This is a genomic window from Gordonia crocea, from assembly GCF_009932435.1.
GTDB classification, from domain to species: Bacteria; Actinomycetota; Actinomycetes; order Mycobacteriales; family Mycobacteriaceae; genus Gordonia; species Gordonia crocea.
Genome location: NZ_BJOU01000019.1, coordinates 133,147 through 151,290, shown reverse-complemented (window position 1 = coordinate 151,290; position 18,144 = coordinate 133,147). Strand labels below are relative to the sequence as shown.

Here is an 18,144-nt window from a genome sequence, read left to right as displayed (position 1 = left end):
CCCCCTGCCGGCCTATTTGGCGAACTACCGTTATTTTTATGAACCGCCCAGCCCAGGTTCAAGGAAAATCTGCACAGTTGCTGCTCGACGCCGGACGGTTCTTCACCCGATGGGATGAGACCGCCGACGGACGGGCGGTGTTCCGCGAGGGAGGCCGCGCGGGCGACTACTTCTACCGCGACCGGTGGAGCCACGACAAGATCGTGCGCTCGACCCACGGGGTGAACTGCACCGGATCGTGCTCGTGGAAGGTGTATGTCAAAGACGGCATCATCACCTGGGAGACCCAGGAGACCGACTATCCGTCGGTCGGTCCGGACCGCCCCGAGTACGAGCCGCGCGGCTGCCCGCGCGGCGCCGCCTTCTCCTGGTACACCTACTCCCCCACCCGGGTCCGCCACCCGTATGCCCGCGGCGTGCTGGTGGAGATGTACCGCGCGGCCAAGGCGAAGCTCGGCGACCCGGTCCTCGCCTGGGCCGACGTGACCGGCGACCCGCTGCGCCGCCGCGCCTACCAACGGGCGCGCGGCAAGGGCGGTCTCGTGCGCGTCTCCTGGGACGAGGCCATCGAGATGGCCGCGGCCGCCCACGTGCACACCATCAAGACCTACGGCCCCGACCGGTGCACCGGGTTCTCCCCGATCCCGGCGATGTCGATGGTCAGCCACTGCGTCGGCACCCGGTTCATCCAACTGATCGGCGGCGTCATGACGTCGTTCTACGACTGGTACGCCGATCTGCCGGTGGCCAGCCCGCAGGTTTTCGGCGATCAGACCGACGTACCCGAGTCCGGCGACTGGTGGGACGCCACCTACCTGATGATGTGGGGCTCCAACGTGCCGGTCACCCGCACGCCCGACGCCCACTGGATGGCCGAGGTCCGCTACCGCGGCACCAAGATCGTCACCGTCTCCCCCGACTACGCCGACAACACCAAGTTCGCCGACGAGTGGCTGCCCGCCCAGGCCGGCACCGACGCCGCCCTGGCCATGGCAATGGGCCACGTCATCCTCCGCGAGTACTTCGTCGACCGCACCACCGAGTTCTTCTCCGACTACGTGCGCAAGTACACCGACCTGCCGTTCCTCGTCGAACTGGCCGAGCAGGACTACGAGGGGCAACCGACGCTGGTCCCCGGGAAGTTCGTCACCGCCGACGGCGTCGGACTCGGCACCGCCGACGAGGACGCGTGGAAGACGGTCGTCCTCGACGAGGCCACCGATGCCGTCGTCGCCCCCAACGGGTCGATGGGCTTCCGCTACGCCGACTCCGGGGAAGGCCGCTGGAACCTGGATCTGCAGGGCGTCACCCCCCGGCTGAGTCTGGTCGACGACCCGGCGGCCGAACCGGTCGCGATCAGCCTCGCCGCCTTCGACGCCCCCGACGGCAGCGGCACGGTCCTGTGCCGCGGCGTCCCGGCGCGGCGCGTGCACGGCAAGCTCGTCACAACCGTCTTCGACCTGATGCTCGCCCAGTACGGCGTCGGCCGCGACGGCCTGCCCGGCGACTGGGCGGCCGGTTACGACGACGCCGCCACCCCGTACACGCCCGCGTGGCAGGAGGCGATCACCAGCGTCCCCGCCGATGCGGCGATCCGCATTGCCCGCGAGTTCGCCACGAACGCCGTTGAGTCCCAAGGGCGTTCGATGATCATCATGGGCGCCGGCATCTGCCAGTGGTTCCACGGCGACGCCACCTATCGGGCGATTCTCGCCCTGCTGAACCTGACCGGGAGCATGGGCCGAAACGGCGGCGGGTGGGCCCACTACGTCGGGCAGGAGAAATGCCGCCCGATCACCGGGTGGATCTCGCTGGCCAACGGGCTGGACTGGTCGCGGCCACCGCGCACCCAACCGGGCACCTCGTACTGGTATATGCACACCGACCAGTGGCGCAACGACGGGTATTCGACGACCGCGCTCGCCTCGCCGCTGTCCCGCGGGGTGCTCGACCACCCCCACACCGCCGACGCGATCGCCCAGTCGGCCCGCCTGGGGTGGATGCCGTTCTACCCCCAATTCTCCGCCAACCCGCTGCAGCTGGCCGACGACGCGCAGGCCGCCGTCGACGCCGGCACGGCGCCGAACGTGGGCGCCTGGGTGGCCGACCGACTGCACGACGGCGGGCTGACCCCGTCGATCAACGACGTCGACGCCCCGGAGAACTGGCCGCGCACCCTGGTGCTGTGGCGCTCGAACCTGCTCGGCTCGTCGGCGAAGGGCGACGAGTACTTCCTGCGCCACCTGCTGGGCACCGACCACAACATCCTGGGCACCGAGGATCCGCAGACCCCGCGCCCACGCGAGGTGGCGTGGCACGACGAGGCCCCCGAGGGCAAGCTCGACCTGCTGCTGTCGGCCGACTTCCGCATGACCTCGACGACGCTGATGAGCGACATCGTCCTGCCGGCCGCCACCTGGTACGAGAAGCACGACCTCAGTTCGACCGACATGCACCCGTTCGTGCACGCCTTCACCCCGGCCATCTCGCCGCCGTGGGAGGCCAAGAGCGACTTCGAGCTGTTCCACCTGCTGGCCCGCGAACTGTCCCGGCAGGCCAAGACGCACCTGGGTACCGTGCACGACCTGGTCGCCACCCCCAACCAGCACGACACCCCGGGCGAGACGGCCAACCCGCACGGCATCGTCGACGATTGGCTCGGCTCCCCGCGCCCCGGGGTGCCGGGCAAGAACCTGCCCCAGTTCGCCGTCGTCGAACGGGACTACACCGCGATCGCCGACAAACTGGCCTCGGTCGGCCCGCTCGCCGACCGGCTCGGCTTCACCGTCAAGAACCTGACCTTCGACGTCGGGTCGCAGATGGCCAAACTCGCCGGGCGCAACGGCGTGATGATGGGCGCGCACAGCGCCGCCCACGGCCGCCCGGCGATCGACACCGACGAGAAGCTGGCCGAGGCGATCCTGCTGTTCTCCGGGACGACCAACGGCGAGCTCGCCGTCGACGCCTTCGAAAAGCTGGAGCAGCGGACCGGTAAGCGGTTCGTCGACCTGGCGATCGGTTCGGAGGAGAAGCAGATCACCTTCGCCGACACCCAGGACTCCCCGCAGCCGGTCATCACCTCGCCGGAATGGTCGGGCTCGGAGACCGGCGGGCGCCGCTACGCCCCGTTCACGATGAACATCGAGCGGGACAAGCCCTTCCACACCCTGACCGGGCGGATGCACTTCTACCTCGACCACGACTGGATGCTCGACATCGGCGAGGCGCTGCCGCTGTACCGGCCGCCGCTGGACATGCACCGGTTGTTCGGCGAACCCCGACTCGGCCCGACGGGCGAGATGGAGATCGCGGTGCGCTACCTGACCCCGCACAACAAGTGGTCGATCCACTCGGAGTACCAGGACAACCTGTTCATGCTCTCCTTGTCGCGGGGCGGCCCCACCGCCTGGCTCTCCCCCGACGACGCGGCCGCGATCGGTGTCGAGGACAACGACTGGATCGAATGCGTCAACGCCAACGGCGTCTTCGTCGGCCGGGCCGTCGTCAGCCATCGGATCCCTGCCGGGGTGACCTACGTCCACCACGCCCAGGAGCGCACCATCGACGTGCCCAAGTCGGAGGCGACCGGGCGCCGCGGCGGCATCCACAACTCGGTGACCCGCCTGCTGGTGAAACCCTCCCACCTGATCGGCGGATACGCGCAGCTGTCCTATGCCTTCAACTACCTGGGGCCGACCGGCAACCAGCGAGACATTGTGTCGACCATCCGCCGGCGCAGCCAGGAGGTGACCTACTGATGCGAGTCATGGCCCAAGTCGCGATGGTGATGAACCTGGACAAATGCATCGGCTGCCACACCTGCTCGGTGACCTGCAAACAGGCCTGGACCAACCGGGCCGGCACCGAGTACGTGTGGTTCAACAACGTCGAGACGCGCCCCGGGCAGGGGTATCCGCGGCGGTACGAGGACCAGGACACCTGGCGCGGCGGGTGGTCGCTCAACCGCCGCGGCAAGCTGCGGTTGCGCACCGGCGGGCGCCTGCAGAAGCTGGCGACCATCTTCCACAGCCCGGTCCAGCCGACCCTGGACGACTACTACGAGCCGTGGACCTACGACTACGAGAACCTCATCAGCGCCCCGCTCGGCGACGACATCCCGGTTGCCCGGCCCAAGTCGCTGATCACCGGCCAGGACATGAAGATCTCCTGGTCGGCGAACTGGGATGACAATCTGGGCGGCAGCGGGGCGACCGCCCAGCGCGACCCGATTCTGCAGAAGCTGGCCGAGGAGTCCAACGAGAAGATCAAGCTGTCCTTCGAGCAGACCTTCATGTTCTACCTGCCGCGGATCTGCGAGCACTGCCTCAACCCGTCGTGCATGGCGTCCTGCCCGTCGGGCGCGATCTACAAGCGGTCCGAGGACGGCATCGTGCTGGTCGACCAGGACCGCTGCCGCGGGTGGCGCCAATGCATCACCGGCTGCCCCTACAAGAAGATCTACTACAACCACCGCACCGGCAAAGCCGAGAAATGCACGTTCTGCTACCCCCGACTGGAGGTCGGCCAGCCGACGGTGTGCTCGGAGACCTGCGTCGGGCGCCTGCGCTACATCGGGATCTTCCTCTACGACGCCGACCGGGTCACCGAGGCGGCGTCGGTCCCCGACGAGAAGGATCTCTACGAGGCCCAGCTGGACCTGATGCTCGACCCGTCGGACCCCGCGGTGATCGCCGCGGCCAAGGCCGCGGGCATCCCCGACGACTGGCTCGACGCCGCACGCCGCTCCCCGGTGTACGCGCTGGCCAAGCGCTACCGCGTGGCACTGCCGCTGCATCCGGAGTACCGGACCATGCCGATGGTCTGGTACGTGCCGCCGCTGTCGCCCATCGTCGACCTGCTCACCGAGCAGGGCCACGAGGGGGAGAGCCACACCAACCTGTTCGGCGCGATCGACAGCCTGCGCATCCCCGTCGAGTACCTGGCCGAGTTGTTCAGCGCCGGCGACACCGCGGTGGTGACCGGAGTCCTGCGCCGACTCGCCGGGATGCGGTCCTACATGCGCGACATCGCCCTGGGCCGCGAGCCCAACCCGCTGATCCCCGCCTCGGTGGGGATGGACGAGGAATCCATGGTCGAGATGTACCACCTCATGGCGATCGCCAAGTACGCCGACCGCTACGTGATCCCGACCGCGCACGTCGAGCAGGGCCACCAGCTCGAGGAGATGGCGTGCTCGCTGGACTACGAGGACGGCCCCGGCATGTACGAGTCGGGCCCGTTCGGCGAGGCCAGCGGCCCGGTGATGCCGGTGTCGGTGGAGACCTTCCAAGCCCTCCAACAGCGGCAGACCAGTGAGCATGCCGCCGACGAGGAGTCCCTGCGCGGCCGGGTCAACCTGTTGAACTGGGACGGCAACGGTGCGCCGTCCGGCCTGTTCCCCGCGGGGCGATGATGCGATTCCCCTTCGGTTCCCCCTCAGCCCCGACCGCGGCCCCGCGGCGCGGCGCCGCCGACCACCGCGTGCTCTACCAGGCCGCGTCATGGTGTCTGCAATACCCCGACGACGAGGTGCTCGCCCGCGCCGCGCTGCTGCGGGCCGCCCTCGACGAACAACCGTCGTCGGACGCGGTGCTGGCGTTGGGCCGGTTCGTCGACCACCTCGCCGCCACCGACCCTGACGACCTGCGCCACTCCTACGTCGACGTCTTCGACCTGTCGCGCCGGCAGACCCTCTACCTCACCTATTGGACCCATGGCGACACCCGACGGCGCGGCGCGGCGCTGGCCGCGATCAAGCAGCGCTACCGCGACGCGGGCTTCCTCGTCGACACCCGCGGCGAGCTGACCGACTACCTGCCGATGGTCCTGGAGTTCGCCGCCCGGGTCGACCCGGACGGCGGGCGGGAACTGCTCGTCGAATACCGGCCCTGCCTGGAGTTGATCCGGCTCGCCCTGGCCGACCAGACCTCCGCCTACGCCGACGTGCTGACCGCGGTGTGCGCGACGCTGCCCGGGCCGTCCCCCGCCGACCGGGCCAGCGCGTTGGCGATGCGGGGCGAGGCGGAGACCGTCGAGCAGGTCGGGCTCGACGCCGGCGATCCGCGGTTGATGCCGTTGTTCACCGTCGCGGAGATGGCCGCGACGGCTCCGATGGGAGGTCGACGATGAAGATCCTGCTGTGGGGGGTGATTCCGTACCTGACCCTGATCGCGGTGATCGGGGGCACGATCTGGCGCTACCGCTACGACAAGTTCGGGTGGACCACCCGCTCGTCGGAACTCTACGAGTCCCGACTGTTGCGCATCGGTTCGCCGCTGTTCCACTACGGCATCCTGATGGTGATCGCCGGGCACGCGATGGGCCTGGTCATCCCGGAGTCGTGGACCGAGGCGGTCGGGATCAGCGAGTCCGCCTACCACTGGGCGGCGGCGATCGGCGGAATCTTCGCCGCGGCGGCGACCCTCGTCGGCGTCGCCATCCTCGTCTACCGGCGGCGCACCGTCGGCCCGGTATTCGCCGCCACCACCGCCAACGACAAGCTGATGTACCTGGTGCTGGTGTCGGCCCTGGTGGCCGGGACCTACCTCACCGTCATCGGGCTGATCGATCCGCACGGCCCCGGGGTGAACTACCGCGAGACCGTGTCCCCCTGGTTCCGCTCGATCTTCCTCCTCCAACCCGACCTCGACGCCATGGCCGCCGCCCCGCTGCGCTTCCACGTCCACGTCCTGATCGGGATGACGCTGTTCATCCTGGTTCCGTTCACCCGCCTGGTGCACATCTTCACCGCACCGCTGCACTACCTGTTTCGGCCCTACATCGTCTACCGCAGCCGCGACGAGAAGTTGACCCCCGGCGACGCCAAGTCCGCACACGCGTGGGCCCCGATCGGCACCTCGGATCGACGGCGCTCATGACCACCGACACCGCACCTCCCCAATCGGCGATCGACCGGGCGGCACAGACGAGGAACCTGGCGTTGGCCACCACGGCCTTCACCATCACGTTCTGGGCCTGGAACCTCATCGCGCCGCTCGGCGTCTTCTACGCGAACCCGCTGCAGATGGACTTGTCGTCGGGGCAGAAGTCGATCCTCATCTCGGTCCCGATCCTCGTCGGGTCGTTGGGCCGCATCGTCGTCGGCGTGCTGACGCCGCGGTTCGGCGGTCGGGTGATGTTCACCGTGCTCCTGCTGCTGTCGGTGCCGTTCGTGCTGCTGGTCGCGGTCGCCGGCGAACTCAAGTCCTATCCGCTGATGCTCGTCGCCGGGTTCTTCCTCGGCATCGCCGGCACCAGCTTCGCCGCGGGCATCCCCTTTCTGAACAACTGGTACGAGGCGCACCGGCGGGGTTTCGCCACCGGCGTGTTCGGCGCCGGCATGGGCGGCACCGCACTCTCGGCCTTCTTCACGCCCCGGTTCCGGGAGTGGTTCGGCTACTTCCCGACCCACCTCATCATCGCGATCGCCCTCGTGGTCGTCGCCGGCGTGTGTTGGACCTGGATGCGCGACGCACCGTCCTGGACGCCGAACCGCGAGGCCGCCCTGCCCAAGCTGATCGACGCGGTCAAACTCCCGATCACCTGGCAGATGGCCTTCCTCTACGCCGCGGCCTTCGGGGGGTTCGTGGCCTTCTCGACGTATCTGCCGACCTACCTCAACGACGTCTACGACATGCACGACCTCAAGTCGGCCGGCGCCCGCACCGCCGGGTTCGCGGTCGCCGCCGTCATCGCCCGGCCGATCGGCGGGTCGTTGTCGGACCGGTTCGGCCCACGGCTGGTCACCGCGGTCTCCTGTGGCGGTGCCGCCATCCTGGCCGTGTGGATGATCATGAAGCCGACGATGCCCTGGCTCGCCGGGGTCGACTTCATCCTCATGGCGCTGATGATGGGTATGGGTTCGGGCGCCGTGTTCGCCTGGGTGGCCAAGGCCGCCCCGCCCGCCCGGGTCGGGGCCATCACCGGCCTCGTCGGCGCCGCCGGCGGTCTGGGCGGATTCTTCCCGCCGTTGATCATGGGCGCGACCTACGACGAGGCGACGCACTCCTACACCATCGGCCTCTCGCTGCTGGTTATCGCGGCGGCCGCCGCCTGCCTGTTCACGGTGTTCGGCATCCGTCACACCGCATCCGAATAGCGGGCCCGACCATCGAGGCCGCCCGTCGCATGGACGGGCGGCCTCGCCGTATCCGACTCAGCGCACCGGCGGATCGGCCGGCAGCACATGCTCGCCGGTCCGGTCGCAGGACAGCGCGAGCGAAGAGATGTACTGCTTGGACCCGTCGGGCGCCGGGACCGCCGAGGCGATCATGTCCGGCCGCTCGAACTCCGTCTGGGTGACGCAGCACCACAGCTTGACGTCGCTGGGGTTGCCGTCCTCGTCATACATCGGCAGATCGATTCCATCGTCGCCGCGGCGCAAGTAGTAGCGACCCTTGGTCGCGACCGCGAGCACCGGGGGCGTGACGAATCCGAGAACCGCGGCGACCATCGGCGAATACGGGGCAACCGCGTCGCCGAAGACGCCGAAGAACACCAGGATCGATGCACCGGCGGCGACGATGACCGACACGAAGCCCACCGGGTTCACCGCGTACAGCATCCCGCGGCGGAACTCCGGATGCTTCGGGCTGATCTTGAGCACGTACTTGTTGATCGCGATGTCGGTGGCGACGACGACGATCCAGGCGATACCGCAGTTGGCGTAGAAGTTCAGCAGCTCCGACAGGAAACTGAACATATTCGCTTCCATCAGCACCAGGGCGATGACCAGGTTGACCACGACGAAGACCAGTCGACCCGGGTAGGTCTTGGTGACGCGGGTGAACGAGTTGGTCCATGCCAGCGAGCCGGAGTAGGCATTGGTGACATTGATCTTGATCTGGGAGATCACCACCAGGATCACCGCCAGGGTCATCGCCAGCCAGGCGGGCATGAACTCCTCGTAGATCATCACGAACTGGTGCACCGGCTCGTTGGCGACCCCGACGCTGTCGGCGACGTGGCCGATCAGGTAGACCGCCAAGAACAATCCGGCGACCTGCTTGAGCGCGCCGAAGAACACCCATCCGGGACCGGCGACGAGGACCGCGGTCCACCACTTCCGCTTGTTCTCCTCGGTGCGGGGCGGCATGAACCGCAGGTAGTCGATCTGCTCGGCGATCTGCGCGATCAGCGCCAGACACACCCCGGCGCACAGCATGATCCCGGCCCAGCTGACCCCGTTGCCCAACGGTTTGCCGGCACTGTCGACGCCGGAGAAGCTCAGGAAGTCGCCCACCGAACCGGGATGCGCGGCCACCAGGTAGATGAACGGGCCCACCATCATGACCAGCCACAGCGGGGTGGTCCAGACCTGCAGCTTCGCCAACGCCTTCATCCCGTAGACGACCAGCGGCAAGACGATCAACGTCGACGCCAGATAGCCGACCGGCAGCGGGATGCCGAGTCCGAGTTTGAGGCCCTGGGCCATGATAGAGCCCTCGAGGGCGAAGAAGATAAACGTGAACGACGCGAAGATGAGGTTGGTCAGGACCGAGCCGTAGTAGCCGAATCCGCTGCCACGCGTGACCAGGTCCAGATCGATGTTGTACCTGGCCGCGTAGTAGGCCAGCGGCGTCCCGGTGATGAGGACGACGATGGCGAACAGGAGGATGCCCCACAGCGCGTTTCCCGTCCCGTGGGCGATACCGATGTTCGCCCCGATGGAGAAGTCGGCGAGATAGGCGATCCCGCCGAGCGCCGAGGTGGCGACGACCGCCGGCCCCCAGCGCCGATAGCTCCGCGGCGCAAACCGGAGGGTGTAGTCCTCCAGCGTCTCCTTCAGTGCCTCGCGCTCGCTCGTGTTGACGGGCGAAACGCCGGCCCTGGTATCCCCGGCCCTCGTATCCACTGTGTCGGTCATGGTCCTCCGCTCGACTGCGCAGTCGACGACTCGACGTCGTCGATTTCCGTGTGCTGCGACGGTACGAAGGCCGTGTTTTCCCGGTGGGACACCGATGTTTCCGGCGTGCTACACCGTGGCTGCGGAGGCTAAGACACGGTTACACGTCTGCGGCCGGCGATGCCGAACCCGATCGCCGCCACCACCCAGATGACCAGCAGCGCGACGGTGAGGCCGATCCCGGCGCTTTCCAGGTCGATTGCGCCGACCCGCGCGACCACGCCGCCCCAGCCGAGGGTCTCGGTCCCCACCCCCGCGAGTTGGACGGTGGCCACGGCCACCGCGGCCGCCGCCGACAGGCCGGTCATCACCACCGCATAGGTGACGGCCCGGCGTCGCGGTCGCCCGTCGCCGGCACCCGTCCGCCAGGCATAGGCGCGGCGCATCACCGCCCCCTGGGCGGTGTCGGCCACCGCCATCCCGGCCGCGAACAGGACCGGCAGGGTCATCACCGCCCACCACGGCACCCGGCCCAGCGTCGCGGTTCCGGCGATGGCCAACAGGCCGACCTCGGTCGCGGTGTCGAAGCCCAGGCCGAAGGCGAAGCCGACCCCGAACATCCGCGACGGACGGTCCACGACCGATTCGAAGCGGCGCATCAACCACCACACCGGCCCACCGGGCGGGGCGCCGCCCGTCCCGCGCCGCGCCTGCCGGATCGACCAGACGTTGATGGCGGCGATGGCGAGCAGGAACACCGCCGACACGGTCGGCCCCCACACCCCGGCGACGCGGTGCACCCCGGAGTCGTCGGCGGCGATCGCCGCGGCGGCGGCGCCGAGGCCGACCGACAGCGCCGCGCAGAGCAGGACGACAACGGTCGAGTGGCCGAGCGAGAACCACAGGCCCACCGTCGCGGCCGGACGGCCGCGGTCGACGAGCCGGCGCGTCGTGTTGTCGATCGCGGCGATGTGGTCGGCGTCGAAGGCGTGCCGCATACCCAGCGCATAGGCGGCCAGCCCGACCGCCAGCGCCGTGGACCCGCCCACCGCGTAGTGGATCCCCGACGGCACCACCGCCGTCAACAGCAGCCCCCACCCCAGCAGGTTCAGGCCGGCAATCACCGCGACGGCGACCCGCCACTCGCCCCTCATCGTCGGCCCCCCGCCCGGTCTGCGCCGTCCCCGGCGAGCAGCTCGCCCGACCAGTCTGACCACACCCGGCCCATGGGGCTGTCGTGGGTCGCGGACCCGAGGAACCGGGCCAGTGCGCCGGGTTCGGCCAGCGCCATCGCGCCGACGTCCTCGGACGGTCGGCGCCCGACCAGCAACACCGAATCCATCACCGATTGCCCGTGCAGGACCCCCGGCACCGGGTGGGCGCCGTCGAGCTCGAGTTCCTCGACCAGGACCGGCCGCCGCGGCCCGGTCACCGTCGTCTGCTGCCACACCCGGCCGCCGCGCTCCCCGCTGCGCCCGAGCACCGTCGTCTCGCGCAGCAGCGCGCAGGCCCGCTCGGCCAGCCGGACCGTCGTACGCCGGACGAGGTTGGCCCCGGTGGACACCACCGTCTCCCGTCCCATCCACAACAGCCGCGCCCCCTCGCCGACCGTGATGTTCACCAGCCAGCTCGACTCCGCGCCGTCGGCGTCATAGGCGACGGTGCCGCCGACCTCGACGACCTCGAGCACGCACCCGGGACCGACGTCGATCGACACGTCCAGGTGGTCGCCGCCGAGCACCATCGCCCCGCCCGGCACCAGCGCGACCCGCGCCGAATCGGCGGTGCGGTTCAGGATGCGCGGGACCAGCGCGGTGCCGGCGCCCGACGACATTGAGACGCGGGTCCGCGGGCCACCGGCACCGACCGCGACGACGGTCCGGCTCACCGGTGGGTGTGTCCGGGGACGTGGGCGTGGGTGTGGGTGAGGCCACCGTCGGGGTGGTCGGGGTCGGCGTGGAAGTGGGGCGCCATCGGTCCCGGATCCACCGGGGTGTGCCGCCCCGAGACATGCGCCTCGAGCATCGACAGGACCCACTCGCGCAGCCGCCCGACCGAGGCCTGGTCGTGACGGGACAGCGCCAGCACCGGACGGCCCTCGCGGGCGGCGAGGCCGTCGTCGACCATCGCCGCGACGTCCACGCCGACGTACGGCGCCAGGTCGGTCTTGTTGACGACCAACAGGTCGGCGCGCCCGATGCCGGGCCCGCCCTTGCGGGCGACGTCACCGCCGCCCGCGACGTCGAGGACGAAGATCTGGGCGTCGACGAGCGCCGGGGAGAACGTAGCGGTGAGATTGTCCCCGCCGGATTCGACCAGCACCACGTCGAGTGGGGCGAAATCACGCTCGAGGTCCTCGACGGCCAACAGGTTCTCGGTCACATCGTCGCGGATCGCGGTGTGCGGGCACGCCCCGGTCTCCACCGCCCGGATCCGCTCGGCATCGAGCACCCCGGCGGCCTTGAGCATCCGGGCGTCCTCGTCGGTGAAGATGTCGTTGGTGATGACGCCGAGTTCCAGGTCATCGGCCAATGCTTGGCAGACCGTCGCGATCAACGACGACTTGCCGGTGCCCACCGGACCGGCGACGCCGAGGCGGAAGGAACGGGTGCGGGGGGCGGAGTCAGGCACGGAATAACCTTTGGGTCAGGAGGGCGTGGGCCTGGGCCCACTCCTCGGTTTGCGGGGCCCCGGTGGCGGGGATGTCGGCGGGATCGGTCAACGCGGCCACCTCCGCGACGTAGGGTTCGCCGGTGGCACAGGCGTCGAGCACCCACCGGCTGACCTCGGCGGGGTCGCGCGGGTCGAGTTTCAGAACCGCGGCGGCGGCCGCTGCGGCATCGTCATAGACGACGGTGCGGACCAGGTCGGCCGGGGGCATCCCCGATTCCGCCGCGATCGCGCCCAGCACCACCGCCCGGCACGGCGCGCGGTCCTCGAACAGGGCCCACGCCGGCGCCTCCGGCCACAGCCGCGCAGCCAACCGCAGATACCCGCGGCCCTGGGCGACCGACGCGGCGCGCAGAGCCGGCGACGGGGTCCGCGCCGCCCAGGCAGCCGCGACGTCGGCGAGCGCGCGGCGATGGGCCGTCGCGTCCCCGAGCAGGACGTGCCGGGCGAGGACCGCAGTCCCGGCCTCCACTCGGGTTACCGTGCGCACCCGGCCGATCAGATAGTCCGCCAACAGGTCCGGGGGCAGCCCGGCACGCACCGCCGGTTCCACGCCCGCCGAATAGGCATGGCCCCCGGTCGGCAGCCGGGCGTCGGCGAGGAGCATCGCGGTGTACATCAGAACAGCGAGTACAGCTGGGCCAGCGGGAGCCGCTGCGCCGGGGCGGGCTCGACGGGTTCCCCGTCGACGGTGATCTCGAAGGTGTCGGGTCGGATGTCGATCGACGGGAGCGCGTCGTTGAGGCGCATATCCCGTTTGCCGACGGCCCGGGTCGGTTTGAGCGGGGCCAACCGCCGACGCAGACCCAGCCGCTGCGCGAGACCGTCGTCGAGCGCGGCCGGCGACACGAAGCTCACCGACAGGTCGGCGCCGACGGCGTCGCCGAACGCCGGACGCTGCAGGACGGGCTGCGGAGTGGGGATCGACGCGTTGGGGTCGCCGAGCGCCGCCCACGCGATCGCCCCGCCCTTGATCACCAAGGACGGGCGGACGCCGAAGAATTTCGGCTCCCACAGCGTGAGGTCGGCGAGCTTGCCCGGCTCGATCGAGCCGATCTCGTCGTCGAGCCCGTGGGCGGTGGCCGGGTTGATCGTGTACTTCGCGACATAGCGGCGGACCCTCAGGTTGTCGGCCGGACCGTCGCCGGGGCCGCCGAGGTGCCCGCGCCGAGCCTTCATCACGTGCGCCACCTGCCAGGTGCGGGTGATGGCCTCGCCGATCCGCCCCATCGCCTGGGCGTCGGAGGAGGTGATCGACAACGCACCGAGGTCGTGGAGGATGTCCTCGGCGGCGATCGTCGTAGCCCGGATCCGGGACTCGGCGAACGCCAGGTCCTCGGGGACCGCCGGGTTCAAGTGGTGGCAGACCATCAGCATGTCGAGGTGTTCGGCAACCGTGTTGACGGTGTGCGGGAGGGTCGGATTGGTCGAGCCGGGGATGATGTGCGGCAACGACGCGATCGACAGGATGTCGGGGGCGTGCCCGCCGCCGGCCCCCTCGACGTGGAAGGCGTGGATGCTGCGCCCGGCAATGGCGTTCACCGTGGAATCGACGAACCCGGCCTCGTTGAGCGAGTCGGAGTGCAGCGCGACCTGCACGCCCCATTCGTCGGCCGCGCGCAGCGCCGCATCGATCGCGGCCGGGGTCGCCCCCCAATCCTCGTGCACCTTGAACCCGCCGGCCCCGGCCAGCGCCTGCTCGGCGAGCCCCGGCGCGGATACCGTGTTGCCCTTGCCGAGCAGCACGACATTGAGCGGCACGTCGTCGAGGGCCCGGTGGATCGTCGCCAGATGCCAGGGCCCGGGGGTGACGGTGGTCGCCTTCGAGCCCTCCGATGGTCCCGTGCCGCCGCCGATCACCGTCGTGATCCCCGTCGCGAGCGCTTCGCGCAGCTGCGACGGCGAGAGCAGGTGCACGTGCGAGTCGATTGCCCCGGCGGTGAGGATCTTTCCCTCGCCGCCGATCACGTCGGTCGACGGACCGATCACGAGGTCGGGATGCACCCCGTCGGCGATGTCGGGGTTACCCGACCGGCCCAGTGCGACGATCCGGCCGGCGCGGATGCCGACGTCGGCCCGCTCGATCCCCCACCAATCCACGGCGATGACATTGGTGATCACCGTGTCCAGCGCCCCGTCGGCGCTGGTGACGGTGGACTGGTTCATCGATTCACGGATGGATTTGCCGCCGCCGAAGACCGATTCTTCGCCACCGGCGGTGTGATCGCGCTCGATCTCGATCCACAGATCGGTGTCCCCCAGGCGGACCTGGTCGCCGGTCGTCGGGCCGTAGATCGCGGCGTAGCGCTCCCGGTCGATCGCCACCATCAGAGCCTCCCGCCGTCGGTTTTGCCCAACGCCACCCCGGGCACGCGGCGCCGGCCCCGCAGGGCGACCGCCGCGACCGTGCGCGACGCCCCGGGTTCGAACCGCTGAGAAGTGCCCGCCGGGATGTCCAGCCGAAACCCGTGCGCCGCCTCGCGGTCGAAGTCCAGTGCCGCATTGGCATCTGGGAGATGCACGTGCGATCCGATCTGGACCGGCCGATCACCGGTGTTGACCAGGACGAATTCGGCGCGTTCGGCGTCGCCGCGGTCGGCGTTGAGTTCGATCCGGCCGGGCCGGATGCGCAGTTCGCCGGGGATGATCGGGGCGGTGGGGTCCATGGCGGCCTCCTAGTCGATCGGGTGGTGCAGGGTGACAAGTTTGCGGCCGTCGGGGAAGGTTGCCTCGACCTGGACCTCGGTCACCAGCTCGGCAACGCCGGGCATCACCTCGTCACGGGCCAGGACCCGGCGGCCCTGGTCCATGAGGTCGGTGACGCTCAGCCCGTCGCGGGCGCGCTCGATGATCCACGTCGACAGCAAGGCGACGGTCTCGGGATGGTTCAACAGCACGCCGCGCTCGCGCCGGTCCCGGGCGACCATCCCGGCCACGGCCAACATCAGCTTCTCGGTGTCGGCGTCGGAGAAGTGCATGCCGGAGATCTTGCCATCCCGAGATGTCCACCCGGGACCGTTGAGGGACATCGTCCCAGGTCGCCGTTGGCGGCGAAAAGGACTTCTTACCGACTGGAAACGACCGCGAAACAACTGGGGCGCGAGGGCGACGACTCAGTCCGTCGCCGCTGCCAACCGCACCGCCAGCGAGTCCAGCACAAGGTCCAGGCCGTAGGCGAACTCGTCGGAGTAGCGGAATCCGTCGGCCATGATCGTTCGGGCGAGTTCGGCCAAGTGCGGATAGTCGTTCATCGGCAGCGCCTCGGTGAATTCCCCGACGTACTCTTCGGCACCGTCGTTGAACGGCAGGTTCGTCTCGGTCAGCACGAAGCCGTACACATAGGAGTCGACCGCGGAGAAGGCGTGCGAGGCGAGCATGACCGGGAAGCCGTTGCGCCGCAGGCAGCCGAGGACGGCGTCGTGGTGGCGCAAGACCGCGGTCCCGGGCGTCCGGCGCGACTCGACGAGTCCGAGCGCCCAGGGGTGCGCGGCCAGGACACGTCCGGCCGATTCGGCGGTGCGCCGCAGCCCCTCCCGCCAGCCGTCGTCGGCCGCGGGGAGTTCGATCCGGCGGAAGATCCAGTCGACCATGGCGTCGAGGAGCGCCGACTTGTCGGATACGTGGTGATACAGCGACATCGCCTCGACCCCGAGCGCGCGCCCCACGTTGCGCATGCTGACCTTCGTCAGCCCGCCCTCGTCGGCGACGGCCACGGCGGCGTCGACCACGTCATCGCGGGTCAGGCGGGCGCGGACCACCGCTTCCTCCTCGTCGTCGGTTGCAGTCTTACGGCTGTAAGGTTAGCATTCAGACGTCGGCTTACAGGTGTAAGGAGAAGGTCATGCGCGCAGCCATCGTCGAGGAATTCGGCCCGCCCGAGGTCGTGCACGTCCGCGACACCGCCGTGCCGCGGCTCAAGCCGGGCGCGGTGCTCGTCCGCGTCGCCGCCGCGGCGGTCACCAGCGGCGACGCCCGCATCCGCGGTGCCCACTTCCCGCCCGGCTTCGGCTCCGTGTCGCGGTTGGTGTTCGGCCTGCGCCGCCCGCGCCGCCCCATCCTGGGCGGCGTCTTCTCCGGCACCGTCGAGGCGGTGGGCGCCCGCGTACAGGGCATTGCCGTCGGCGACGAGGTGTGCGGCATGACCGGGGCGGCCATGGGCACCCACGCCGAGTACGTGGCGGTACCGGCCAAGAAGCTGGCCCACAAGCCCGCGTCGGTGACCCACGAGCAGGCCGCCGGCGTGCTGTTCGGCGGTTCGGCCGCGCTGCACTTCCTGCGGGCCGCCAACACCGGCCCGGGCTCGACGGTCCTGGTCATCGGCGCCTCGGGAGCCATCGGCACCAACGCGGTCCAGCTGGCCAAGCACCTCGGCGCCACCGTCACCGCCGTCACCAGCGGGGCCAACGCCGGGTTCGTGACCGGCCTCGGGGCCGACGACACCGTCGACTACACCACCACCGGGCTCGACGACCTCGACCGGCGCTTCGACGTCGTCCTCGACGCCGTCGGCACGCTGGACCGGCACAGCGCCCCGAGTCTGCTCGCCGACGGCGGCACCGCCGTTCTTGCCGTCGCCAGCCTGGGCGACAACGTCTTCGCCCGCGGCGGCGTCAAAGCCGGCGTCGCCTCGGAGCGGGCCGAGGACTTTTCGACGCTGGTGGGCCTGGTCGCCGACGGGGTGCTGCGCGTCGTCATCGAGGAGGTTGTCGACCTCGACGAGATCGTCGCGGCGCATCGGCGCGTCGATTCCGGCCACAAGGTCGGCAACCTCGTCGTCCGGTGTTGATGCGCCGGTACGGTGGTGACCATGGCACGCAAACGTTGGAATGACCTGTCCCCGAAGGCCAAAGGCTTCGTCGTCGGCGCTGCCGCCGTCGACGCCGGACTCCGCGCCTGGGCGTTGCGCGATTTGGGCAGCCGGACCAAAGACGAGGTGAACGGCCCGAAGTCCTTGTGGTCGGCGGGGCTGGCCATCATCAACTCCGCCGGGATCTTCCCGCTGGTCTATCTGGTGAAGGGCCGTCGACCACGGGTTGCCGCGCCGGCCACCGAATCCTGACCCACCGTCCACCGACTGCGAAAGAACACCACCATGACGACCATCGCCGACCTGCGTTCGGGGCTGAGCGCCACCGCCGCCGAGGAACTCTTCGACTCGCTTGCCCCGGTTTCCACCGACGACATGCTGGGCCGCTGGCACGGCTCGGAGGTACCCACCGGCCACCCGATGGACGGGTTGCTCGACGCCAGCGGTTGGTATGGCAAGGAATTCATCGACGCCGATTCGGTCCACCCGTTGCTGTTCGGCAAGCCGGGCGACCTCTTCGCGGTGAACCCGAAGCTCGTCCCGATGCAGACCCTCAACCGGCTGGGTAACCGGATGCCGCGGACGTTGCCGCCCGGCGGCGGACTCGCCTTCCGGGCGATGCGCACCACCAAGCCGCGCGCCCGCATCCGCGTCGTAGAATTCCGCGGAACCGCCAGCGCCGCAATGGTTTACGACGACATCCCGGTCATCGACCACTTCCGCCGGCTCGATGCGAACACGGTTCTCGGCGCGATGGACCAGCGCGGCTCGGCGCAGATCTACTTCTTCCTGCTCGAGCGCGAGTGAGCGCCGTCGCCGGCGG

The 18,144-nt window shown here is 69.8% G+C and carries 17 protein-coding genes; 8 read left to right on the top strand and 9 right to left on the bottom strand.

Annotated features, from left to right (window positions below; all coding sequences use genetic code 11):
* Positions 1-38 precede the first annotated feature (38 nt).
* Genes nbrcactino_RS17435 through nbrcactino_RS17415 form a run of 5 tightly spaced genes read left to right on the top strand, consistent with a single transcriptional unit; the run spans position 39 to position 8,098 of the window.
* Complete coding sequence (locus nbrcactino_RS17435) at positions 39-3,758, top strand: nitrate reductase subunit alpha (RefSeq protein WP_161928719.1); 3,720 nt, start codon at positions 39-41, stop codon at positions 3,756-3,758.
* Positions 3,758-5,413 carry a nitrate reductase subunit beta gene (gene narH / locus nbrcactino_RS17430; protein ID WP_161928718.1) on the top strand — a complete coding sequence of 552 codons (1,656 nt, stop codon included), beginning with the start codon at positions 3,758-3,760 and terminating at the stop codon, positions 5,411-5,413. Before nbrcactino_RS17435 ends, narH begins: the two co-directional genes overlap by 1 nt.
* The gene (narJ, locus tag nbrcactino_RS17425) at positions 5,413-6,129 is read left to right on the top strand and encodes a nitrate reductase molybdenum cofactor assembly chaperone (RefSeq protein ID WP_161928717.1); all 717 of its coding nucleotides are present in this window, start codon (positions 5,413-5,415) and stop codon (positions 6,127-6,129) included. The genes narH and narJ overlap by 1 nt, the downstream gene beginning before the upstream one ends.
* On the top strand, positions 6,126-6,878 hold the full coding sequence (gene narI, locus nbrcactino_RS17420) for a respiratory nitrate reductase subunit gamma (protein ID WP_161928716.1): 753 nt from the start codon (positions 6,126-6,128) through the stop codon (positions 6,876-6,878). Before narJ ends, narI begins: the two co-directional genes overlap by 4 nt.
* Positions 6,875-8,098 carry an MFS transporter gene (locus nbrcactino_RS17415; protein WP_161928715.1) on the top strand — a complete coding sequence of 408 codons (1,224 nt, stop codon included), beginning with the start codon at positions 6,875-6,877 and terminating at the stop codon, positions 8,096-8,098. The genes narI and nbrcactino_RS17415 overlap by 4 nt, the downstream gene beginning before the upstream one ends.
* 57 nt (positions 8,099-8,155) lie before the next feature.
* Here the strand turns inward: nbrcactino_RS17415 and nbrcactino_RS17410 are convergent, their stop codons facing one another.
* From nbrcactino_RS17410 to nbrcactino_RS17370, 9 genes are all read right to left on the bottom strand, one after another.
* Positions 8,156-9,865 (bottom strand): purine-cytosine permease family protein, encoded by a 1,710-nt coding sequence (locus nbrcactino_RS17410; RefSeq protein WP_161928714.1) that lies wholly within the window; start codon positions 9,863-9,865, stop codon positions 8,156-8,158.
* A gap of 128 nt (positions 9,866-9,993) precedes the next feature.
* Positions 9,994-10,998: a HoxN/HupN/NixA family nickel/cobalt transporter gene (locus nbrcactino_RS17405; RefSeq protein WP_161928713.1), complete on the bottom strand. Its 1,005-nt coding sequence runs from the start codon at positions 10,996-10,998 to the stop codon at positions 9,994-9,996.
* Entirely contained in the window at positions 10,995-11,732 is a 738-nt protein-coding gene (locus nbrcactino_RS17400; RefSeq protein WP_161928712.1) for an urease accessory protein UreD, read from the bottom strand. The genes nbrcactino_RS17405 and nbrcactino_RS17400 overlap by 4 nt, the downstream gene beginning before the upstream one ends.
* Positions 11,729-12,475, bottom strand: a complete 747-nt coding sequence (gene ureG / locus nbrcactino_RS17395) for an urease accessory protein UreG (protein WP_161928711.1) — start codon at positions 12,473-12,475, stop codon at positions 11,729-11,731. The genes nbrcactino_RS17400 and ureG overlap by 4 nt, the downstream gene beginning before the upstream one ends.
* The gene (locus nbrcactino_RS17390; RefSeq protein WP_161928710.1) at positions 12,468-13,133 is read right to left on the bottom strand and encodes an urease accessory protein UreF; all 666 of its coding nucleotides are present in this window, start codon (positions 13,131-13,133) and stop codon (positions 12,468-12,470) included. The genes ureG and nbrcactino_RS17390 overlap by 8 nt, the downstream gene beginning before the upstream one ends.
* On the bottom strand, positions 13,133-14,842 hold the full coding sequence (locus nbrcactino_RS17385) for an urease subunit alpha (protein WP_161928709.1): 1,710 nt from the start codon (positions 14,840-14,842) through the stop codon (positions 13,133-13,135). The genes nbrcactino_RS17390 and nbrcactino_RS17385 overlap by 1 nt, the downstream gene beginning before the upstream one ends.
* The gene (ureB, locus tag nbrcactino_RS17380) at positions 14,842-15,162 is read right to left on the bottom strand and encodes an urease subunit beta (RefSeq protein WP_228461008.1); all 321 of its coding nucleotides are present in this window, start codon (positions 15,160-15,162) and stop codon (positions 14,842-14,844) included. Before ureB ends, nbrcactino_RS17385 begins: the two co-directional genes overlap by 1 nt.
* A 27-nt stretch (positions 15,163-15,189) precedes the next feature.
* Entirely contained in the window at positions 15,190-15,492 is a 303-nt protein-coding gene (locus nbrcactino_RS17375) for an urease subunit gamma (RefSeq protein ID WP_161928707.1), read from the bottom strand.
* A 135-nt stretch (positions 15,493-15,627) separates the two neighbouring features.
* A complete protein-coding gene (locus nbrcactino_RS17370) occupies positions 15,628-16,272 on the bottom strand; it encodes a TetR/AcrR family transcriptional regulator C-terminal domain-containing protein (RefSeq protein ID WP_161928706.1) in 645 nt (214 codons plus the stop codon).
* 83 nt (positions 16,273-16,355) lie between these two features.
* Here nbrcactino_RS17370 and nbrcactino_RS17365 point away from each other — a divergent pair, with 83 nt between their 5' ends.
* Genes nbrcactino_RS17365 through nbrcactino_RS17355 form a run of 3 tightly spaced genes read left to right on the top strand, consistent with a single transcriptional unit; the run spans position 16,356 to position 18,128 of the window.
* A complete protein-coding gene (locus nbrcactino_RS17365; RefSeq protein WP_161928705.1) occupies positions 16,356-17,300 on the top strand; it encodes an NAD(P)-dependent alcohol dehydrogenase in 945 nt (314 codons plus the stop codon).
* Between the two features lie 21 nt (positions 17,301-17,321).
* Positions 17,322-17,573 carry a hypothetical protein gene (locus nbrcactino_RS17360; RefSeq protein ID WP_161928704.1) on the top strand — a complete coding sequence of 84 codons (252 nt, stop codon included), beginning with the start codon at positions 17,322-17,324 and terminating at the stop codon, positions 17,571-17,573.
* Positions 17,574-17,606: 33 nt separating this feature from the next.
* Positions 17,607-18,128: a DUF4334 domain-containing protein gene (locus nbrcactino_RS17355; RefSeq protein ID WP_161928703.1), complete on the top strand. Its 522-nt coding sequence runs from the start codon at positions 17,607-17,609 to the stop codon at positions 18,126-18,128.
* Positions 18,129-18,144 lie beyond the last annotated feature (16 nt).